General features: G+C 65.0%; 16 protein-coding genes. 7 read left to right on the plus strand and 9 right to left on the minus strand.

Features of this window, described 5'->3' with window-relative positions; all coding sequences use genetic code 11:
• Positions 1–66: 66 nt before the first annotated feature.
• On the minus strand, positions 67–1,278 hold the full coding sequence (locus tag KF708_15540; GenBank protein ID MBX3414100.1) for a type II secretion system F family protein: 1,212 nt from the start codon (positions 1,276–1,278) through the stop codon (positions 67–69).
• 182 nt (positions 1,279–1,460) lie between these two features.
• Positions 1,461–3,158, minus strand: coding sequence for a type II secretion system ATPase GspE (gene gspE, locus KF708_15545; protein MBX3414101.1), 1,698 nt, complete (start codon positions 3,156–3,158; stop codon positions 1,461–1,463).
• A gap of 464 nt (positions 3,159–3,622) precedes the next feature.
• Here gspE and KF708_15550 point away from each other — a divergent pair, with 464 nt between their 5' ends.
• Positions 3,623–4,477 carry a hypothetical protein gene (locus KF708_15550; protein ID MBX3414102.1) on the plus strand — a complete coding sequence of 285 codons (855 nt, stop codon included), beginning with the start codon at positions 3,623–3,625 and terminating at the stop codon, positions 4,475–4,477.
• A 51-nt stretch (positions 4,478–4,528) separates the two neighbouring features.
• Here the strand turns inward: KF708_15550 and KF708_15555 are convergent, their stop codons facing one another.
• Entirely contained in the window at positions 4,529–9,295 is a 4,767-nt protein-coding gene (locus tag KF708_15555) for a hypothetical protein (GenBank protein ID MBX3414103.1), read from the minus strand.
• Positions 9,296–9,531: 236 nt separating this feature from the next.
• Here KF708_15555 and KF708_15560 point away from each other — a divergent pair, with 236 nt between their 5' ends.
• Positions 9,532–10,473: a DUF1731 domain-containing protein gene (locus tag KF708_15560; GenBank protein MBX3414104.1), complete on the plus strand. Its 942-nt coding sequence runs from the start codon at positions 9,532–9,534 to the stop codon at positions 10,471–10,473.
• 143 nt (positions 10,474–10,616) lie between these two features.
• On the opposite strand, the gene KF708_15565 is transcribed toward KF708_15560, so the two are convergent.
• From KF708_15565 to KF708_15575, 3 genes are all read right to left on the minus strand, one after another.
• Positions 10,617–10,892 carry a hypothetical protein gene (locus KF708_15565; protein MBX3414105.1) on the minus strand — a complete coding sequence of 92 codons (276 nt, stop codon included), beginning with the start codon at positions 10,890–10,892 and terminating at the stop codon, positions 10,617–10,619.
• Positions 10,893–10,985: 93 nt separating this feature from the next.
• Positions 10,986–12,080: a 3-dehydroquinate synthase gene (gene aroB / locus KF708_15570; GenBank protein ID MBX3414106.1), complete on the minus strand. Its 1,095-nt coding sequence runs from the start codon at positions 12,078–12,080 to the stop codon at positions 10,986–10,988.
• Between the two features lie 41 nt (positions 12,081–12,121).
• The gene (locus KF708_15575) at positions 12,122–12,343 is read right to left on the minus strand and encodes a hypothetical protein (GenBank protein MBX3414107.1); all 222 of its coding nucleotides are present in this window, start codon (positions 12,341–12,343) and stop codon (positions 12,122–12,124) included.
• Positions 12,344–12,625: 282 nt separating this feature from the next.
• On the opposite strand from KF708_15575, the gene KF708_15580 reads away from it, so the two are divergent.
• Positions 12,626–13,846, plus strand: coding sequence for a CoA transferase (locus tag KF708_15580; protein ID MBX3414108.1), 1,221 nt, complete (start codon positions 12,626–12,628; stop codon positions 13,844–13,846).
• Positions 13,843–14,520, plus strand: a complete 678-nt coding sequence (locus tag KF708_15585; protein MBX3414109.1) for a hypothetical protein — start codon at positions 13,843–13,845, stop codon at positions 14,518–14,520. The genes KF708_15580 and KF708_15585 overlap by 4 nt, the downstream gene beginning before the upstream one ends.
• Before the next feature lie 18 nt (positions 14,521–14,538).
• On the opposite strand, the gene rpsT is transcribed toward KF708_15585, so the two are convergent.
• Both rpsT and KF708_15595 read right to left on the minus strand, forming a co-directional pair.
• Entirely contained in the window at positions 14,539–14,814 is a 276-nt protein-coding gene (gene rpsT, locus KF708_15590; GenBank protein MBX3414110.1) for a 30S ribosomal protein S20, read from the minus strand.
• A 79-nt stretch (positions 14,815–14,893) separates the two neighbouring features.
• On the minus strand, positions 14,894–16,315 hold the full coding sequence (locus tag KF708_15595; GenBank protein ID MBX3414111.1) for a tetratricopeptide repeat protein: 1,422 nt from the start codon (positions 16,313–16,315) through the stop codon (positions 14,894–14,896).
• A 96-nt stretch (positions 16,316–16,411) separates the two neighbouring features.
• On the opposite strand from KF708_15595, the gene cobA reads away from it, so the two are divergent.
• Positions 16,412–17,917 (plus strand): uroporphyrinogen-III C-methyltransferase, encoded by a 1,506-nt coding sequence (gene cobA, locus KF708_15600; GenBank protein MBX3414112.1) that lies wholly within the window; start codon positions 16,412–16,414, stop codon positions 17,915–17,917.
• Between the two features lie 178 nt (positions 17,918–18,095).
• Positions 18,096–18,935: a hypothetical protein gene (locus KF708_15605; protein ID MBX3414113.1), complete on the plus strand. Its 840-nt coding sequence runs from the start codon at positions 18,096–18,098 to the stop codon at positions 18,933–18,935.
• A gap of 63 nt (positions 18,936–18,998) precedes the next feature.
• Here KF708_15605 and KF708_15610 read toward each other — a convergent pair whose 3' ends face one another.
• Positions 18,999–19,181 (minus strand): hypothetical protein, encoded by a 183-nt coding sequence (locus KF708_15610; GenBank protein ID MBX3414114.1) that lies wholly within the window; start codon positions 19,179–19,181, stop codon positions 18,999–19,001.
• Between the two features lie 184 nt (positions 19,182–19,365).
• Here KF708_15610 and KF708_15615 point away from each other — a divergent pair, with 184 nt between their 5' ends.
• Positions 19,366–20,502: an aminotransferase class V-fold PLP-dependent enzyme gene (locus tag KF708_15615; protein ID MBX3414115.1), complete on the plus strand. Its 1,137-nt coding sequence runs from the start codon at positions 19,366–19,368 to the stop codon at positions 20,500–20,502.
• Positions 20,503–20,561 lie beyond the last annotated feature (59 nt).

Genomic DNA, 20,561 nt, shown 5'->3' on the forward strand with positions numbered 1-20,561 from the left:
TACAGGTTGCAGGATGTTGGGAAAGACGCGACGGTCTCTCCGCGGGGATGACTCGAATGGTTGCGTTTAACCGATCGTGGCACTCATCTGAAACACGGGCAGCAGCAGTGCAATCACGACGCACAAAATGACACTGGCCATCACGAGCAGCATCGCCGGCTCGATCAGGCGCACCATGAGATCGAGCTGGCGGCTCGTCCGGCGGTCCAACCCGTCGGCGATGTTCACCAGCACGTTCTCGAGATTGTTCGACTCCTCGGCGACGCTGATCATCTCGACCACCGTCTGGGGAAACAGCCCGCACGAGGCCAACGGCCCCGCCAGCGTCTGTCCCGAGGAAATGTTCTCGCCCGCTTGTTGGATGGCCTGGGCCATGACGCGATTGCCGGTCGAATCGCTGCTGATCTCGAGCGACTTGAGGATCGGCACGCCATTGTGCAGCAGCGTGCCCAGCACGCGGCAGAAGCGCGACACCGCCAGGTTCAAGAAGATCGGCCCGGCCACGGGGACCTTGATCTTCAAGCGATCGCGCACGAGGCGCCCCTTCTCGGTCTTGAGCTGCTGGCGGATCCAAAGGACCACGCCGATGGCCAGGGCGACGAGCAAGAGCCCGTAGCGACCGATGAAATCGCTCGTGCCCAGGAGGGCGGTCGTCATGAAGGGCAACTCGCCGCGTTCTTCCAAGCGGGCGAACAATTCGGCGAACTTCGGCACGAAGAAGACGATCAGCACCGTTACCGCGGACGATCCGGCAATCGCTAACAGCGCGGGATACGTGAGCGCGCCGACGACGCGGCTCTTGAGTTCTTCCTGCTGTTCGATGAAGTCGGCCGTGCGCTGCAGCACGTCTTCGAGAAAGCCCCCTTCGCCGCCGGCGCGGACCATGCTCACGGTCAACTCGTTGAAGACCTGCGGATGCCGCGCAAAGGCCGCATCGAGCGTCGAGCCTTCGGAGACCTGCGTCCGCACGTCCCCCATCACTTCGGTCAGCAGCGGGTTCGACGACTGCCTGGCCAGAATCTCGAGCGACCGCATCAGGGGCACGCCGCTCTTCATCAAGTCGGCCATCTGCGCGAGCGTCGCCGCGAGGGCCTGTTGCTTGACCTTCTTCGGTTTCTGCAACGCCGCCAAGCGCGAGGTCTTCTCCTGCACGAGCCGCAACGGGAACAGCGCGCGATCGCCCAGCAGCACGAGCGCCTCGCGCTGCGTGGCAGCGGAGATCGTGCCGGCCACTTCCTGGCCTTGGGCGTTGCGGGCGGTGTAAGCGAAGTCGGGCATCGGCAGCAGAAACAAGGGTGGTGTCTGAAGAAAGATTCCGTCGAATCAGGCTTCCATCAAGTTCAGTGGCACAGGCTACCAGCCTGTGAAATTTTCTTTATCCCTGCTCATTCATGCACAGGCCGGCGGCCTGTGCCACTTTTCTTCCAGGTTGTTTGAAGGTCTCTTTTCTTGGACTGAAATCAGTCGGCCTTCGACACGCGCATGACCTCTTCCACGGTCGTCCGGCCCCACAGCACTTTGCGCCAGCCATCCTGACGCAGGGTCCGCATGCCGGCGGCCATGGCGGCCTGCTTGACGCGGAACGAGCTGGCACGCTCGGTCGCCAGGTTGCGAATTTCTTCGTTGGCGACGAGCAATTCGTACAGGCCGGCGCGCCCGCGATACCCCGTGCCGCGGCATTCGCGGCACCCCGCGGCACGATAGATCGGCGCGTCGGACGCGAGACACTCCTCGAGCGGAAAATCGGCCGGCACGTCGTCCTCCGTCGGCGAGAACGCTTCGCGGCAAGCCGGGCACAAGGTTCGCACCAGGCGCTGCGCCATCACGCCCTCGACCGTGCTGGCCACGAGGAACGGTTCGACGCCGATATCGCACAAGCGCATGAACGCGCCGGCGGCATCGTTCGTGTGCAACGTGCTGAAGACCATGTGACCGGTGAGAGACGCCTGCACGGCGATCTCCGCCGTCTCGACGTCGCGAATTTCGCCCACCAGCACCACATCGGGATCGTGACGCAAGATGCTCCGCAGCGCCGCGGCAAAGGTCAGCCCGATCTTGGCGTGTACCTGAATCTGGCTGATGCCGGGCAATTGGTACTCGACCGGGTCCTCGGTCGTGATGATCTTCGTGTCTTCGCTCTTGATCTCGTTGAGCGCGCTGTAGAGCGTGGTCGTCTTACCGGAGCCGGTCGGACCGGTCACCAGCAGAATGCCGTGCGGCAAGGTGATCAGACGCTGGAAATCGGCGTAGATATCCTCGTCCATGCCGATGCCGCGCAGGTCGAACTTCATCTTGTCCTTGTCCAGGACACGCATGACGATCCCTTCGCCATGCAGCATGGGGATGATCGACACGCGGACATCGACCTCGCGTCCCGCCACCTTCAGCTTGATGCGGCCATCCTGCGGCAAGCGTTTCTCGGCGATGTTCATGTGGGCCATGATCTTCAGACGGCTGACGATCGCGGCCTGGAACTGGTTGATCTCCGGGGGGGTCGGTTGCGGCTGCAGCACGCCGTCGATGCGGTAGCGAATCTTCATGCCAGTGGCATGCGCCTCGATGTGAATATCGCTCGTCCGCGATTCGATCGCCTCGACGAGAATCTCATTCACCAGGCGCACGACCGAGGCCTCTTGCGCCATCTCGGCCGCTTCGGAGCCGTCGAGCTCGAGCTCGTCGAGCACCTCGACCGTGCTCGACTGGTCCTGCCGCTGCGCGATCAGATTGTCGATCGTCTCCGAACCGACGCCGAAGTTCGCCTTGATCAGCTTGCCGATCTCGTCGCTGACGGAGAGCACCGGCGTGACGCTCAAACCGGTGGCCGCCGCCACGGCGTCCAGCGCGTAGAGATCGAAGGGATCGCTGGTGGCCACGACGAGCGAGCCGTTCGTCTGGCTGAGGGGAAACACCGCGTGGCGGTGGATGAGCTTGGCCGGCAGGCTGGCCAGCAGCGTGCGATCGACCTCGAAATTGCTCAGATCGATGAACTCGAGCCCCAGTCCGTCCGCCAGCACCCGGAGCACTTCTTCCTCGCGAGCAAACCCCATCTGCACGGCCAACTGGTCGAGGCGCGCGCCATCGCCGGCGTGCGAGCGCGCCACTTCGAGCTGTTGGGCGTCGAGAAGGCCCTTCTCGACGAGCAGTTGGCCGGCATCCATGGCGTCGCCTCAAGGTGTTCTGGCCACTCGGAAAGTGGATCCCGAGCGTCGGCAATTCCAGCGGCAGGAGTCGTGCGACATCCGTTTCGCGACTTGCCACTAGTGGTTCAGTCCACTACGCGCCGGCCCGATCTCGTCCGGCGATTCGCGTCTGGCACTCTGTCGAGGCACGCAGGCTGGGGTGGAGCGTGCCGCATCTCCGGGGGTGGGACGACTGTGGGTCGTCTCGTTGGGGTGGGGTCAGCAGGCGAATAACCGCCCGTCGACATCGCATGCAGCCTAGTTGATCCGTTCCGGCCGAGTCAAGCCAGAACTTGATGAAAAGGGCGTTTGCCGGCCACCCGCCCGGGCCCGCCGGCATCGACTTATATCTTTAGCTCGTAAATGTTTCGGCGCCGTGCTGGCAACATTTGATGGCGAGAAGTTCGCCACCCCTCGTCCTGGCTGGGTATAATCTCGGTACTATGCCAAAACCGACTCGATTCTCGCCTCTGCAATTCTGGTTCCCGGCCGTCTCGGTGGGCGCCCTGACGATTGTTCTGTGGGGTGCTGCCGAGGGCGCCGCGCAAGAGCCGGGCCAGCCCACGCGCGGCAGCGCCGCGACGCGTGGCGCCGGGCGAGCGCCGCAGGTTTCGGACGGCATCTCGGGCAAGGTGCTCCGCTATGCGAGCAAGCTCGTCGCCAAGCATGACGCCGATCTCGACGGCAGACTGCAAGAGCCCGAGTGGCGGCGCATGTCGGGCACGCCGCGGCTGGCCGATCTCGACGGCGATGGGATCATCACCGTCCATGAACTGGCCCAGCGGGTCGCCAGCTACAGCCGCCAACGCACGTTGCGCCTGATGCCGGCCCGCGAGGCCGAAGAACTCCCCGTGGCCAGCGCCGAGGAACCTGCCGCCGAAGACAACGAGGCCACGGTCGCCCTGGAAGGTCCGATGGCGAACCCTGCTCCCGAGGCCGCCGCAGCCGGCAATCCCGCGCCGGGCGGCAATGCCGACAACACCGACCAGAACCCCGATCGTCGTCGGACGAAGAAGTCGAAGCAGTTTTTCGTCCCTACCTCGCGACTGCCGAAGGGGGTCGCCAAGTGGTTCAGCGAACGCGACGCCAATGGCGACGGACAGGTGAGCATGGTCGAGTATTCGTCGAAGTGGTCGCAAGCCGAGGCACTCGAATTCGCCCGCTACGACAAGAACGGCGACGGCATTATCACGCCCGACGAAGCAACGACGGGCACGCCCAAGCGGACCAAGAACGAGCCCGCCCCCACGGCCTCGGCCGATGCGGGGAATCTACCCGCGGGCGCCACCGCGCCATAGGGGGGGGATTGAGCGCGTGGCGACCGTTCAGCTTGAGCGCACCGCGGGAGCCTATCTTGAAGAGCGCGGCACGCGTCGCGGCACGCGTCGCGGACGCGGCCGGCTGCCTCCCCCGCCGCCAAAGCCACTTTGGCCGCTGAGCCGGCCGATCGCCTCTTCCACGGCCAGGATATTCGTCTTCTTCAGCGGCACCACGCGCACCGTGCGGGCCGGATCGGCCGCCGCCTCGTCGAGCGAGTGTACCAATTGCTCGACCTCGACCAGCAGCGGGCCGGGCGCCAGCACGATGATCGAATTGGTCAGTTGATCCACGGCCAAGGTCATCAGCGGGCCCGAGCTCGAAGCCCCCAGTTGCTGCAACACGCTCGCCAGCTCGCGCGGCACGCCGCTAGGAATCGGCAGCTTCGCCCCGCCCGACGTGAGCTGCGTCTGGTAGACATCGCGCAGCACGTCTTCGATCTCTTCGGCCCGGGCGTTGTGGATCTGGATCTGCTTGGGCTTCGTGGCCACGAGCGTATCGGGCACGTCGGCCGAATCGAGTACCTCGAGCAGCGCCTCGATCGCGCGGAGATCGGCCTGTCCGGCCTGCACGATCAGGGCGTTGAGCCGCGTGTCGGGCACGATCGTGACGATGCCGCTGCCCCGTCCGCCGAAAAATCCGCCGCGGAAGAGCTTTTGCAACGTGTCGGCCATGTCGGCGGCGTTGGCGCTCTTCAGGTTGAAGACGGTGAACTCGCGTCCCGGGCGCCCTCCACCACTTTGCGCCAGGTTGCGCAACAGCGCCTCGAATTGATCGAGCGCCTCGAGATCGTCGGAGCTGATCGTAATGCGGTCGTTGCTCGGGGCGACAATAATCGGCGGGGGCGTCGGTTCAACCAGTTCGCTCGGCGGCTGGATCGATTCTGCTTCTTCCTCGTCCGCCGCAGGCTCGGCGGCCACTTCGCTGGTCGCGGGATCGGCCTCGGCAAGCTGGCAGACCCCATCGAGCGGTTCACCATCGATCCCCGACGTGTCCGGCGAATCGGGGGCGGGTGCTGGCGGAGCGGGGGGCTGCGTTTCGCGGCTTTCACGCAGCGTGGGGGCCACGGCCGACGGGGTAACCACGCGGATCGGATTCTTGCGCAACTGCGGCCACACGCGCGACAACTCGGCCATCGCCGAGTCGATCTCTTGTCGTCCCATGCGAATGACGCGTAGCTTGCCCCCCCCCGAGCTGCCGGCGGGAATCTCGACGAGCAGGGGTTCGCCCATCTTGGCCAACAGGCTGCGAATCTCTTTCAATTGCGCGGCGCTGCCGCGGACCACGAGCTGCCCCGTGGCGGCGTCCGAATCGATCTTGGGCGGATCTTCGCCTCCAAATCGATTGCCGTCGTCGTCGAACAAACGCTCGATCGCCATCTGTGCCGTAAAGGGATCGACCACCGTCAGCGGAAAGACTTCGAGCTCCTGCGGGGCGGTCTGCATTTGCTCGATGGTCTGGCGAATGATGCGTTGCTGGTCGGGACGCGCCAGCGCTACCAGGTGCTTGCTCCGCCGCGATGCGCTCAGCTTCACCTCGGGCGACTTCACGAACAGCGGCGTCAGGGCTTCGAGCACCGTATACGATTCGGCCGTGCCCAAGGGATGCACTTCGAGCTGCACGGTAGCCTCGGGCGTGCCGGTGCCTTCGATCTCTTCGATCACCGAGCGGATCTTTTCCTGCTGCGACGGCGGCGCCCAGGCAATCAGCTTCTGCGTGGTGGGGTCGAGCGAGAAGCGAATCTCGGGACGCGTGGCGTAAAGCGTCGTGAGCGTGCTGTAGACGTTCGTGGCCAGCGAGATCTGCAAGGGATAGACCTTCACCTCGGGCACTTCTCCCGCGGCGGCCGGATGATCCATTTCGGCCACGGCCGCGGCGAGTCGTTCGTGCTCGGCGGGGAGCGCCGTGGCGACGATCCCCCCCTGCCGCGTATCGATGGCGATCCGCGCCGTCGGCACGAGCGCCTGCATCGTCGAGAGTGCCGCCGTCGGATCGGCCGCTTCGAGTCGGTAGACCTTGGCGATCGGCTTCTGGTCTTCCGTATTGCCGGCGTTCAATTGTTCGATCGCTTCGCGAATCGCGGCGTGCTCGTCGGCGGTCCCCCAGGCCAGCACGCTGTGCGACCTGGCATCGCTCAAGACGCGGGCGTCTTTGACCACGCTCTGCAGCATGACCACCAGCGAGCTCGGATCGGCGTCGCCAATGGGATAGACCGAAAGCGTACGCTGCAACTCGGCGCTCGGCTGCTCTTCCATCTGGGCGATGGCCCGCTCGAGCGCCGCATGGTCCTCGGGCGTGCCCCAGGCCACCACGCTGCCCGTGTTCGCGTCGATCGCCACGCGCGCCGTCGGCACGAGCGTTTGCAGCACGTAGAGCGACGTGGCTCCGTTGGCGCGGCGCAGCGGATAGACCACCACGGTGGGCGTTTTCTCGGGAGGCAGCTTACTGTCCATCTGCTCGACGGCGGCCCGGATCGTCTCGTGATCGGCGGGGGTCGCCCACGCCGCCAGGCTCTGATTCGTGCGATCGGCCGAGAGCCGCGCATTCGGCACCACGGCCTGCAGCATCGTGGCCAGTGGCACGGGATCCGCCTTTTGAACCGGGTAGACGACGATCCGCGGCCGTTCGCCTTCAGCCGGCAGATCGGCATCCATCGATTCGATCGTCGCCCGCGCTGTGGCCTGATCGCGCGGCTTGGCGACCACGATAATCTGTCGAGTCTCCGGCTCGACGATGACCTGTGCCTCGGGCAACAAGGTTCGCAGAACGGGCAGCGCCGACTGAGGATTGAAACGCTCGAGTCGGTAGGTGGTCATCACCGCCTGCTCCTCGGGGGGGAGCTCGCGGTCGAGTTGCGAGATGATCGTGGCGATCGTGGCGTGCTGGTCGGGCTGGGCCCAGATCGCGATCTCGCCCGTCGTCGCGTCGGGAATCACGCGAATGCCCGGCAATTGCTCGCCGAGCGTCGACAGGGCCGTCGTCACCTTGCGGTGATTCGCCAGCGACACCTTGTGAGTCTGCAGTTCATCCTCGGTCTCTTTCGGCGTGGCCTTTTCGACCTGCTCGACGGTCGCGCGGACCGTTTCCTGATCGGCGGGCGTGGCGATCACGCTCAGACGCTTGGCCTTCTGATCGAACGTGGCTTGCGCTTTCGGGACTACTTTCGCCAGCAACGTCGTTAGCTCGGCCACGTCGTCGAACGTCAGTTGATAGACCTGCAACTGCGGCACCTGCTCGGCCGGCACATCGACGTCGAGCCGGGCGATCAGCTCTTTGATCCGCTCGTGATCGGTGGGCGTCGCAAAGGCCACCACGCGCCCCGCACTGCCACCAGCCGAAATGCGCGCCTCGGGCACGAGCGCCGCGAGCGCCGCCACCATCGTCGCCGGTTCGGCCTTGTGCAGGGTGTACACCTCGAGCGTGCGGTCGCGGTCGGCCGAGTCCGTATCCAACTGGCTCACGGCGCCCGCGATCAACTCCTGATCTCCCGGCGTGGCCCACGCGGCCAGGCTTCCCGTCTTCGGATCGATCGCCAGGCGCGCACTCGGCGTGACCTGCATGAGAAAATCGAGGATGCTGCGCGCATTGCCCGCCCGCAGCGGATAGACCTTGAGCTCCGGCTTCTTGTCGGCCGGGGCCTCCTTGCGCATCTCGTCCATCGCCAGTTGAATGCCCGCGTGCTGCGTGGGCGTGGCAAACACGGCGATCTGTCCCAGTCGCTGGTCGAGGGCGGCCTTGGCGTCGGGCATGAGCGCCTTGATCATCTCGAGCGCCACGGCGGCGTCGATCGCGTCGAGCGGATATGCCACGAGCACCGACTTCTCGGGCTCGCCTGGCTTGGCCGAAGGCACCGCACTCGAGGGGAGAGGCATCGATTCAATCACCGCCGCGATCGAGCGCATCTTGCCGGCCGTATCGGTCACCAGGATCTGCCGCGTTGCCGTTAATGGGGTCGCTTTGCCTTGCGGCCCCAGCAGCGGCGTGATTTCGGCCGTCACCTGCGCGGGATCGCGCGTCTCGACCGGAAACAGCACGCTCACGATCTCGAACTTGCCACGGTCGGTCAGTTCTTCGAGCGTGACTCGCGGCACGAGATCGCCCGGCACCCCCTCGGTCACGTTGAGCAACATGAGCATGTTGTCGCGGCGAATGAGCGTGTACCCCTTGGTCAGCAGCACGCCGTTGAGCAGGTCGATGGCGTCGGCCACCGTGTACTCGCGCGAGTCGGTGTAGTTGAACGAACCGGGGGGAGGCGCATCGAGCACCAGCGATAGCCCCGCCTGATCGGCAAACCAGCTCAGCACGTCGGTCCAGGGCTGAAAGCGGAAGCTGAAGCGCAGCTTCTTTTCTGTCGGCGCTTCGACAGCGGGGCGCAATTTGCCCGCCGCGATCATGCGCTGCCAGGCGGCCCGCTGGTCCTCGGTCAGGACGGCGGCCAGTTGAGTTTCGACGGCCGCGATAATCTCGGGACGCTTCGACTCCGGCGCGTCGCGCAGCGATTCGGCACGTTCGGCCACGAGCTTGCGAATCTTGGTCGACTGCGCCTCACTCAGGCCGAGTTGCTGCGCAATCGCGGGGTCGATCAGTGCCACGTAGCTGGGACCTTCGGCCGTGGGGGCCGGCGCTGCCGGAGTGGCTGCCGGCGCAGGCGCCGTAGGGGGCGTGGGCTCAGTGGCCGCTGGTGTCGAGGGCTCCTGCGCGCGCAGCACGACCGGGTTGCCAGCGACGAGCAGACAGAGCAGCAAACCCAGCAGCGCGATCAGAGATCCCGTGCGAAACGGGAAGGCAAGGCATGACACGATCCAGGCTCCCAGGGGGTGGGATGTCGGCAGGCGGGCGTAGCGAGTACGGGCACCACCAGGGGTACCACCCCTCATGGTAGTCGCCGGGCACGCCCCATGCCAGCGCGAAGTGGTACGAAAAGCCCCTGGTTTCAGGCTCTTTCTAGCTCTCGAGTTAATCTTGCCAGCAGCATTGCGGTAATCAAAGAGAGGGATTTGCCGAAGTCCACCTGAACGGTACCCGGAGATTCGCGATGAAGAGCCCCGGTCGTGTCGTGGTCGCCGGAGGCAGCGGCTTTCTCGGCGTCTCGCTGGCGAAGCACCTGGCCGATCTCGGCTGGTCGGTCGTCGTACTCTCGCGTCATCGGCCGAACATCACCGGACCGTGGCGACATGTAAGCTGGGACGCCCGCCACCTGGGCGATTGGGTGCAGCAACTGGAGGGCGCAAGCGGTCTGGTGAATCTCGTCGGCCGAAGTGTCGATTGCATCAAGACCCCCGATCACCAGGATGAGATTCTCCGCTCACGTGTCGAGGCGACCCACGTGCTCGGACGTGCCGTCCGCGCAATCGAAAACGCTCCACCGGTTTGGGTCCAGATGAGCACGGCGCACCTTTACGGCGATCCGCCACAGATGACGTGTAGCGAGGATTCGCCGTTCGGCTATGGCTTTGCCCCCACGATCGGGCAAGCCTGGGAGACCACGTTTGCCGAAAGCGTGCTGCCCACCCAGCGTGCTGTGATTCTGCGTACGAGTTTCGTGATCGGTCGCGATCGAGGAGCCGGCGGCGGTGCCTTATCTCGCCTGCTGACGCTGGTCCGTTGCGGCCTGGGGGGCAAGGTCGGATCGGGCACGCAAGGAATGAGTTGGATCCACGAGACCGACTTGAACCGCTTATTCGAACGTGCCCTGACCGATCGCAGCATGCGGGGACCCTACATCGCGTCGTCGCCGCATCCGGTCTCGCAAAGAGACTTCATGCGCGCATTGCGTCGCGCAGTCGGCATGCCGCTTGGATTGCCTGCTTATGCGTGGATGGTGAGACTGGGTGCGCCGTTGTTCATGCGCACCGATCCGGAGCTGGCACTCTACGGCCGATACGTCGTCTCGACACGTTTGCCAGAGGAAGGCTTTGCCTTTCGATTCCCCGATCTAAAAGCAGCGCTGGCCGACCTGCTCGAACGCTCTCGGTAGCCGGGATGACTTCGAATACGTCGGCAGTACAGAATGCGGAATGGACCGGCGGGGGGAACCGAGTCAGAACTTGACTCCCAGCATGTTAGACGTGTCGTTCTTGATCGCGGGCACCATGAATCACAGCCACGATGCGAACGCCGTCAGCGAGAATCATTCTCGGCGGCAGTCTCGCGAGCCATTTGCCGCAATGCGTCCCAGAATTCCGGTGTGACGGGCTTCAGCCGACCCGCGTGCGCCGATTCAATCCCACGCTCTACTGTCTCCAGGTGATCGTCTGGTACAAAATGGCTCGGTTCGGTCTTTTCGGGCAGGGCCTCGACGGCAGCCTCCAGAGCCGCTTCCTTGGACGGATACAGACCGCCGGCAACGATCTGGTCCAGGTACTGCTCAGATTGTGGTGAAAGTTCATGATGCATAGTGTGTCACACTAGCACGAAACGTGGCCGCGAGACAATGAAAACGGCAACAATCGGGCCACCGGGCCACTGCCCTTGCAGTCCTCTGGGCAACTACCCTGTCTCGAGCACCAAGCGCACGTCGTCGCGGCTGACGTTTCCCACCAGTTCCACGTGCCCCATGCGTGTGGGGAGCACGAAGCGGAGACGGCCGTGCTCGACCTTCTTGTCGTGCGACATGGAGGCCAGCAGCTCGTCGACGTCCACCTCGGGCACTTCGATGGGCAAGCCGAGCGCGGTGAGCAGTTTCATCTGCCGGCTCGTCATATCGGCGGGAATGCGTCCCAGCCGCTCCGCCAGACGCGAAGCGCACACCATGCCGATCGAGACCGCCTCACCGTGCAGGTATTGCCCATAGCCAGTCACCGCCTCGAAGGCGTGACAGAACGTGTGCCCGTAATTGAGCACGGCGCGGAGTCCCGTCTCCTCGCGCTCGTCCTGGCGCACGACGTCGGCCTTCAACTCGCAGCTCCGCGCGATGATGTGCCGCAGCACCGCTGGATCGCGCGCGAGGATGCCGCGCACGTTTGCTTCGAGATAAGCAAAGAAATCGGCATCGAGAATCACACCGTACTTCACCACTTCGGCCAGCCCGGCGAGATACTCTCGCTCGGGAAGCGAAGCGAGCACCTCGGTGTCGATCAGCACTAGCATCGGTTGCCAGAACGCGCCGACGATGTTCTTGGCCCCGGGCAGATTCACGCCCGTCTTGCCGCCGACCGAGCTATCGACCTGCGCCAGCAGCGTCGTCGGAACCTGCACGAACCCCAGTCCGCGGGCAAAGCCGGCCGCGGCGAAACCGGCCAGATCACCGATCACCCCGCCGCCGACAGCCACGACGACCGTCTTGCGATCGGCCTTCAGTTCCAGCAGCTTTTGCCACAGCTCGCAGACGCTGTCGAGCGATTTGGTCTCTTCGCCCGGCTCCACGACGAGTACATCGACGGCGATGCCCCGCTGCGAAAGAGTTTCGGCCACGTCGAGCGCGAAAGGATCCTCGACGTGCTCGTCGGTGACAATCACTGCGTGCGAAACCGGACGCAGCGCTGTCAGCCGCTCGCCGAGTTGCGCCAGATTGCCCGAGCCCAGGCAGATATCGTATCCACGCTCGGCCAGCTCGACGCGGACGACCTGGTCAGAGTGGGACACGCGCTGGGCTCCCGAAAATGAGCGGACACACCGAGGGGGGCCTAGCTGGTCCGCTCGACGTCGGCCGATGTGACCGTGATCTTGCGGGCAAAGCCGGTGTGCAGCCGGGCGTATTCGAGCTGGGCCGCCTGCTGCGGCTCGGAGTGCAGGCGAGACTCGACCTTCGCCTTGGTGGCCGCATCCACGTCGTCGAGCTCGTCGGGCCAGATGGTCTCGGTCTCGATGACGAGGGCTTCGCGGTAGGGATCGAACTCGTTGGCCATCGTAACTCTCGTGGTTCGGCAACTGCGGCCGCTCGCCGAAGGCGGCCCGCTGCCAGTATACTGCGCGGCCTACGAGTGAAAAGTGCCGCCCTGCGCCGTACTCTTTGTGTGGCGGTCAAAGCAGTGGGGTAGCACGGATGGTTTACCGGATTCGTGTTGCCAGGGTGTGGTCGCCAAGTCGGAAAACCGTCCGTGTCGCGCAGCGACAAGCGGATGAGGGGCGACGGTCCATTTCTCTCCCTCGTTCTCCACCGTTTAGTTTTAGTTGACACGAGAGACGCGATGCCCGAACCACGCTTGCCCCTGGCGGGTCTGAAGGTGCTGGATCTGTCGCGGATCCTGGCCGGACCGGTCTGTACGCAGTTGCTGGCCGATCTGGGGGCCGACGTGGTCAAGGTCGAACGGCCGGGGTTGGGAGACGACACGCGCCAGTGGGGGCCGCCGTTTCTCGGCGCCGAGGGGCCCAGCGCTTATTACCTCTCCTGCAATCGGAACAAGCGCTCGCTGGCGCTCGACCTCTCGCACGCCGACAGCAGACCGCTTCTGGCCGATCTCATCCGCCAGGCCGATGTGCTCCTCGAAAACTTTCTACCCGACACGCTCGACAAGCTCGGCCTGCGCCCCGAGCGTCTCCGCGAGCTCAACCCAGGCCTCGTCTCCTGCTCGATCTCGGGCTTTGGCCGCACGGGACCCCTGGCGGACGTGCCGGGCTATGACCTCGTGATCCAGGCCCGCTCCGGGCTCATGTCGATCACCGGCGAGCCGGACGGCATGCCCATGAAGGTCGGCGTCGCCATCACCGACGTCATCACGGGACTCTACGCCGCGGTGAGCATCCTGGCCGGGCTGCACGCGCGCGAGAGACCGGGCGATCCGGCCCGCGACGGGATGGCCTTCGACCTGGCGCTGGCCGATTGCACGCTGGCCAGCCTCGTCAACGTGGCGCAAAGCGCGCTCGTCACGGGCAAACGCCCGGTGCGCTACGGGAACGCTCATCCCAACATCGTGCCGTACGAGGCCTTCGCCACCGCCGATGGTCATCTCGTTTTGGCCGTGGGCAACGACCGGCAGTGGCAGCGATTCTGCCAAGCCGCCGGGCGGGCCGATCTGGCGGGTGACGAGCGTTTTGCGACGAACCCTGCCCGAGTCGCCGCGCGCGAGGCGTTGATTCCCCTCGTGGCCGAAGAATTGGCGCGCCGCACGACGCGCCAGTGGGAACGGCTGCTCACCGGGGCTGACGTCCCGCATGCCCCGGTGCTGTCGCTCGATCAGACTCTCGCCGATCCGCAGTACGCCGCGCGCGAGATGATCGTCGACGTGGTCGACACGGCGGGCCGCAATTACAAACTACTCTCCACACCAGTGCATTGGCGCGACGAACCCACCCGCGAGGTAAAGGCTCCCCCCGCGCTCGGCGCACACACTGACGAAGTGCTTGCCGAGTGGCTGGGGCGCTCGCGAGAAGAGATCCAAACGCTCCGCGCAGCGGGAGCCATCGCATGACACACGACCATCCCATGCTACCTGCCGAACACGACGCCACGACCGCCAGCAGTGCCCGCGGCCCGGTCGCCTCGGGCAAATACGCCATCGTGACGATCACCGTACTCGCCGTTGGTCTGGCGAGCGCCGCTTTGTATTACCAGTACTATTTGCAGCAGCGGCCACTCGAGTTTTGGGGGACGGAGATCGCTCAGCAATTGCTCTCGGCCCCTCAGGTCGAATTGCTACTGCTCGAGCCGGTCGGCGCGACTCCCGTGGCCGATGGCGAAACGTACAAGTCGGCTGGGCGCACCTGGCGCGTGCGCGAGCAGCGCGACGTCAGCCAAGCTCCCGGCTTCACCCACGTACGTCGCAGCCTGATCCTGACAGGCAGCTTTGATTGGGACGCCCCCCGACCCGAGGAGCCGATCGATTGGCGCTATGCTCTGGTTTATCGAAGTGCGGACCCGTGGTCGCCACAGACGGTGGTCCTCTTTTCGGCCGCGTGCGACGTCATCGAATTGAGCGAGCCCCTTCTTCCCGAGAAGGGAGATAACCGTAGTGCGAGCGTACTCCCCGTGGCAGATGGACTGCGCGCGTTCCTCGAAGAGCAGGTTTCGGGGGACCAGCCTGCGCCGGAAACGCCAGCGGCCGATGGAGAACCATCGGCCGCGGCAGAATCGTCCGTACCGTAGAGGGGCCTGGGGGGTGTGTCAGGCAGCCTTGCCCTTGAGGGCTTTGATCTTGGCGCTCAGGCGCGACTTGACCCGCGCCGCGGCATTCTTGTGAATGATCTTCTTGGCGGCCGTCTGGTCGAGCTTCTTCTGGGTGGCCACGAAGAGGGTCTCGGCGGTGGCCACGTCCTTGGCGGCGATCGCGGCCGACAGCTTCTTGATCTGTGCCCTCAGCGACGACTTGGCGGCACGATTACGCGCGCGGCGCACGACGTTCTGACGAAGACGCTTCTTGGCACTCTTGATATTGGGCATGGTGGTTCGGGCAGATACTTTTTATGTTTCGGGCCAATGACTTACGACCGTGCCAGACCGCAGTCCGGCCTGTCGCGAATCAGGGATTGTCGCGTAACTCGGCGATTTTGTCCAGTAGGGTTGAAACGTCCTTATAGGCGAAATCCATCCCCGCCAGGGTCGTCAAATACGACTCCGCTCGGTCCAGGTCCTTGAGGGCCAGGGCCAGGGCCCCGGTGCGGTAGAGGGCCAGCTTCTTGAGATCGGCGTCCATGTCTGAAATCGTATCGACCGCCGCCACGTAATTGTTCATGGCCAGCTTGGCCTGGGGGGGCTTGAGGGATTGGAAGCACTCGCCCAGCAGGAGCAGCACCTCCCCCTTGCGGCGAGAGTCCTTCTGGACGTCCTGCAGATAGGGGATCGCCTCACGCGGCTTGCCCACCTTCTTCAACCGCGTCCCCACCTCGTACTTGAAGCCCAGGTTCGTGGGGTAACGTTCGGCCCGGGCGGCATAGATCTCGAGCTCGCGCTGGAGCAGTTCTCCCCGGAACTTGCCGTAGAGGGTCTTCGCTTCCTCGGTCTTCTCGCTGCGGAAGCGTTTTTCGGCCACGCCGACGTTTTCGCGCAAGCGGCGAAGCTGCATGTCCTCGAGCCGCTCGCGGATGTTCACCTCTCCGCCCGAGGCCTCGAGCGCGCGGGCCAACGTCTGCTCCGCCTCTTCCAGGCGGTTCTGTCCGGCGTAATGCTCGGCCAGTTTGAGGTAATTGCTCGTGTCGGCCGGGTTTTTGGCGATCGCCTTTTCGAACTGTTTTTCTGGCGTTACCGTCGGGCCGGTCGCTTCGGCGTCCTGGGCATCGACGCGCACGTCTTGCGACGACTCAGCGGTTTCGTAGCGTCCTCGTTCAATCGTGGACAAGACGGCTAAATCTGCGAGTGCCTTCTTCGCTTCGATGTCGGCCGGCAACGATTTGAGGACGCGCGTAAAGCAGACGGTTGCGTCTTGGAACATCCCCTGGCGAGCCTTGGCGCGGCCAGCCAGCCGATTGATTTCGGCATCGCTGATGTCGACTTCGAGTGCCGCGTTCAGATAATCGAGCTGCGCCTTATCGAGTTCGAGCTGCTCGCAGGCCTCGGCGAGGGTCTTCAGTGTACTCGTATCCCAAGGATTCAACTGCAAAAGCTCGACGCCGTTCTCGATCATCGCGGCGTAGTTCTTCTGCATGCTCGCTTTCTTCAAGGCCCCCTTGGTGCCTGTCATCTTGACGGCGGCAAACTTGTCTCCCTTTTTGTTGTTGTTGTATTTGCGGCGCAAGTTGCCGAGATAGTTCTGCACGTAGATGCTGTTGCCCGGGTCCCCCTTCACGCAGGCCAGGAACATGTCGGTGGCATAGTCGAAATTGCCCTGCGCGGCGACCTTGCTGCCTTGTTCGAACTGCAACTGAAGTCGACGACGTACTGCGGGGTTCATCGGCTTCCGCTGCTTATCGTCGTCGGGAGTCGAAGCTGAGACAGCCATGGGCATGAAGAGAAACGCTCGTCCGAAAGCGTTTTGCAGATAGGTGTTCGGTCGATAGACTAGCCTGCGTTCCACTTTATCACACGCAGGCGCGAAAGCCAAATGTCGTCGCAGCAGGGAATGGTCTATCTCGTGGGCGCAGGCCCCGGCGATCCAGGGCTCATCACGCTGCGCGGTGTCGAATGCCTGGGCCGTGCCGATGTCGTGCTCTACGACTATCTGGTGAATCCGCGCGTGCTCGAGCACGTCGGTCCCGGTGCTGAACTGGTTTGCCTGGGTCGGCACGGGCACGGTCGCATCCTCTCGCAAAGCGAGATCAACGAGCGAGCCATCCGCGATGCGCAGACAGGCCGCGTCGTGGTGCGACTCAAGTCGGGCGATCCGACGATCTTTGCCCGAGCTGCCGAGGAGATCGGGGCCTTCTTGGCGGCGGGCGTGCCCTTCGAGATCGTGCCCGGCATTACGGCAGCGATGGCCACGGCCAGCTACGCCGGTATCCCGCTGACCGGCCGAGACCAGGCCTCGGCCATCGCGCTGGTGACCGGTCAGGAAGGGGACGACAAGCAGGGCCTTCCGCTCGATCTTGCCGCACTAGGAAAGTTTCCCGGAACGCTCGTGTTCTACATGGGGGTGACGACCGCTCCGCACTGGTCGGCCGCCCTCATCGCAGCCGGCAAGAGCCCCGCAACGCCGGTGGCCGTCGTGCGGCGATGCTCGTGGCCCGATCAGTGGACCCTGCGCACCACGCTCGGTGAGCTTCCGCGGATGCTCACCGAGCACAAGGTGCGTCCCCCCGTGGTCGCCATCGTGGGCCAAGTCGCGGCGGCGCAGGGGACCACGGGCTGGTTTGCCCGGCGGCCCCTCTTCGGGCGCACCGTGCTCATCACTCGTCCGATCGATCAGATCGAGCCGCTGCGCACGAAGCTCGAAGAGCTGGGTGCGCGGACCCTCGTGCAGCCGGCCATCAAAATCGGCAAACCGGCCGATTGGCGGCGGGTCGACGATGCCATCGCCCGCATCGGCGAGTTCGATTGGCTGGTCTTTTCGAGTGCGAACGGCGTCCGTGCGTTCTTGGATCGCCTGCTGCAGACCGGCGACATGCGCCGCCTGGCGCGCGCGAAGCTCGCCGCCATCGGCCCTGCCACGGCGGCCGAACTGCGCCGCTACCACCTGCACTGCGACATCGAGCCCGAGCAGTATCGGGCCGAATCGCTCGTCGCCGCACTTGCCCCGCAGGCCAAGGGAATGCGATTTCTATTGGCCCGGGCCAGTCGCGGTCGCGAGGTGTTGCGCGAGGAACTCGAACGAGCCGGCGCCACGGTCGAGCAGGTGGTCGTCTACCGCAGCACGGATGTCGAGGCGGCGGATCCCGAAGTGCTGGCCGAACTGTCGGCCGGCCGCGTCGACTGGACCACGGCGACGAGTTCGGCGATTGCGCGTTCCATGACAGCCCTGCTGGGGGACCATCTCCGTCAAACTCGCCTGATTAGTATCAGTCCGCTGACGTCCGAAACGCTGCGGCAGGCCGGTTTCGAGCCGGCGGCCGAGGCCACCGTCTACACGACCGACGGCGTGATCGCGGCCCTGCTCCGGGCCGAAGCGACGTAGTTTCTCGACTTGCGCGGCGTGTCGTTTCCAGAATCCGGGCATGTGGCACGACCGAGAAATAGCCCCTGCTTTCCCAGCCCTCCCATCCGTTTCTTTTCATGGAGGGCGTCAACGGCCCGTGCCGACGAACGTTCATGCAGGCACGCATTATCCGAGCGATCCCCGAGGGCCACCTGTCATGGCCGAAGAGACACTGGGGGCGACCCTGATCGTCTCCATCGATTTGACGAGCGGACAAAGTCACCACGGCGACAGTCGAATCTCCGACGATCACCTGGTGAAGAGCCTCGCCCCGCTGATGGCGCGGCATCACGTCTCGGCGACCTGGGGTTTCGCCGATCCGGCACAGTCGCCGGGTCTCGCACGACTGCTCGCGGTAGCCCCCGATCAGGAAATCGCCCTGCTGGGGGATGTCTCGGCCGAGACGGCCAGTCAGCGTCCCCTCGCCCGTCGCGTGGCCGATGCGGTCGCCCAGGGGGGCGCGGCCGGATATGCCCTTTCGACGCTCGTGCTGCGACGCACGCTGCTGGGGGATGGCTGGCGCCAGGTGATGCGACAGGGGATCACGGCCGTCAGTGGCGCGGCGACGGTGCATGACGAGGCGCCGGTATCGAGCACGGCGCCTCGTCGAACCTTGGGCGTAGCGGGCGACGTCGGCCCTCGCGCCATCCGCTACGGGCTGTGGGAATTCCCAGCTCAGGCTTGCCTGCCCTGGAAGACCGGCCTCTGGACCTTGGCCACGTCGAGCCTGCGCACACGGCAAGCGATCGATCGCGCGACGAACGCAGCGGGCGTCGTCCATCTGGCCATCGACGCCGGGGCCTTCTGCGCGGCCGAGCCTCGCGTCCATCGCTGGCTCGATCGCATCCTGGAGCACGCGGCGCGCCGACGATCCCAGGAGCGGCTCGAGATTCTTTCCGTGGCCGAATCGGTCTCGCGACTCGCACAAACGCGCCGCGGAGAACCTTCCCGCTCGATCCTGCACACCGCCGATCCCGAGCGACCACTGGCGGCTTAGTCAGTGGTCAGGGGTTAGTGGTCAGGGATCAGGGGGGTGCTGGGTGGTGCTTCTTTATGCGGGCTAGGCTAGTTCGCGGTAGGTCGACCAGCTCATGTAGCCCAGGATGATGGCCGATAGTAGAAAGCCGATATCCATCACCCAACTCGGTCGGCCGAACGGGATCTTGATCGCCATATCGAGCACAAAGACTAGCAGCACTAGCCCCGCGACGGCCATTCCAGAGATGGTCAGGGCTTTCGGCATACGACGATCTGCTCCTCGAAACGTGGCTGCTGAGTCGACGCGGGGGCGATGCCAGGCTCGATCGAGCCCGTACACCCGCGCTGCGAGCCTTCCAGTATAATTCGCTCGATGTCGCTGTCACGGGCCGCCCCAACGCGCCGCAGCATATCAAACGCCCCCTGCCCCCTGACCACTGACCACTACTATGACCGCCTGGTGGGAAGACTTCCGCCGTCAGATGCCCATCACCGAGCGCTGGGCCTATTTCGATCATGCGGCGGTCGCCCCGCTGTCGAAGCCGGCCTACGAGGCGATCGGCCAGTGGTCGCGCGAGGCGGTGCAAGAGGGCACCACGATCTGGGGAAACTGGAATCGTGCCGTCGAGCGGGCGCGGCGTGCGGCGGCGCGGCTGCTCGGGGCCGACCCGGACGAAGTCGCCCTGGTTCATAACACCACCGAGGGGATCGGGTTCGTGGCCGAGGGCCTCGACTGGCGCGACGGGGACAACGTCATCACGCTCGACAGCGAGTTCCCCTCGAACGTCTTTCCCTGGAAGAATCTCGCCACGCGCGGGGTCGAGTGCCGCCTTCTTTCCTGTCAGCAGGAACGGCTCGATCTGGCGACGCTCGAGCAGGCGATCGACCATCGCACGCGGCTCGTCGCGGTGAGCTGGGTGGGCTATCTCACCGGCTGGCGGAACGATCTCGACGCCCTCGCCGAGCTGGCGCAGCGACGCGGTGTGCTCCTTTTCGTCGATGCGATTCAGGGGCTGGGCGTAACGCCGCTGGACGTGCGCGAGACGCCGATCGACTTCCTCGCGGCCGACGGCCACAAGTGGTTGCTGGGACCGGAAGGGGCCGGCATCTTTTACGTGCGGCGCGAACGACTCGACCAGCTCCGCCCGTTGATGGTGGGCTGGAACAGCGTCGTCCAGGCTGGCGATTTCACCCGGCTCGACTACGACGTCAAACCGGCCGCTTCGCGCTACGAGGGGGGCTCGCACAATATGGTCGGGCTGCTGGGGCTGGGGGCGAGCCTCGAGTTGCTTCTTTCTTACGGTCCGCACGCCATCCATGAACGGATCGTCGCCGTAACCGACCTGCTGTGCGAGCGACTGGCGGGCATCGGCGCCGAGGTCGCCAGCTCGCGCGAGCCTGGCCGCCAGAGCGGTATCGTCAGCTTCTCGCTGCCGGGTCAAGATCCGCAGACCCTCCGCCGCGAGGCGCTCGAGCAGGGCGTCGTGCTCAACTGCCGGGGCGGCCGCGTGCGGACGAGCCCCCACGCCTACACGAACGAGGCCGATCTCGAGCGCCTGATCGAAACACTCGTCGCCCCGCGTTGAGGGGAGGCGAAACTGCCGGCGCCGTGCCCACTGCGGTGGGGTGCGACGGCCTGATTCCC

This window comes from Pirellulales bacterium (assembly GCA_019636335.1).
Lineage (GTDB): Bacteria > Planctomycetota > Planctomycetia > Pirellulales > JAEUIK01 > JAHBXR01.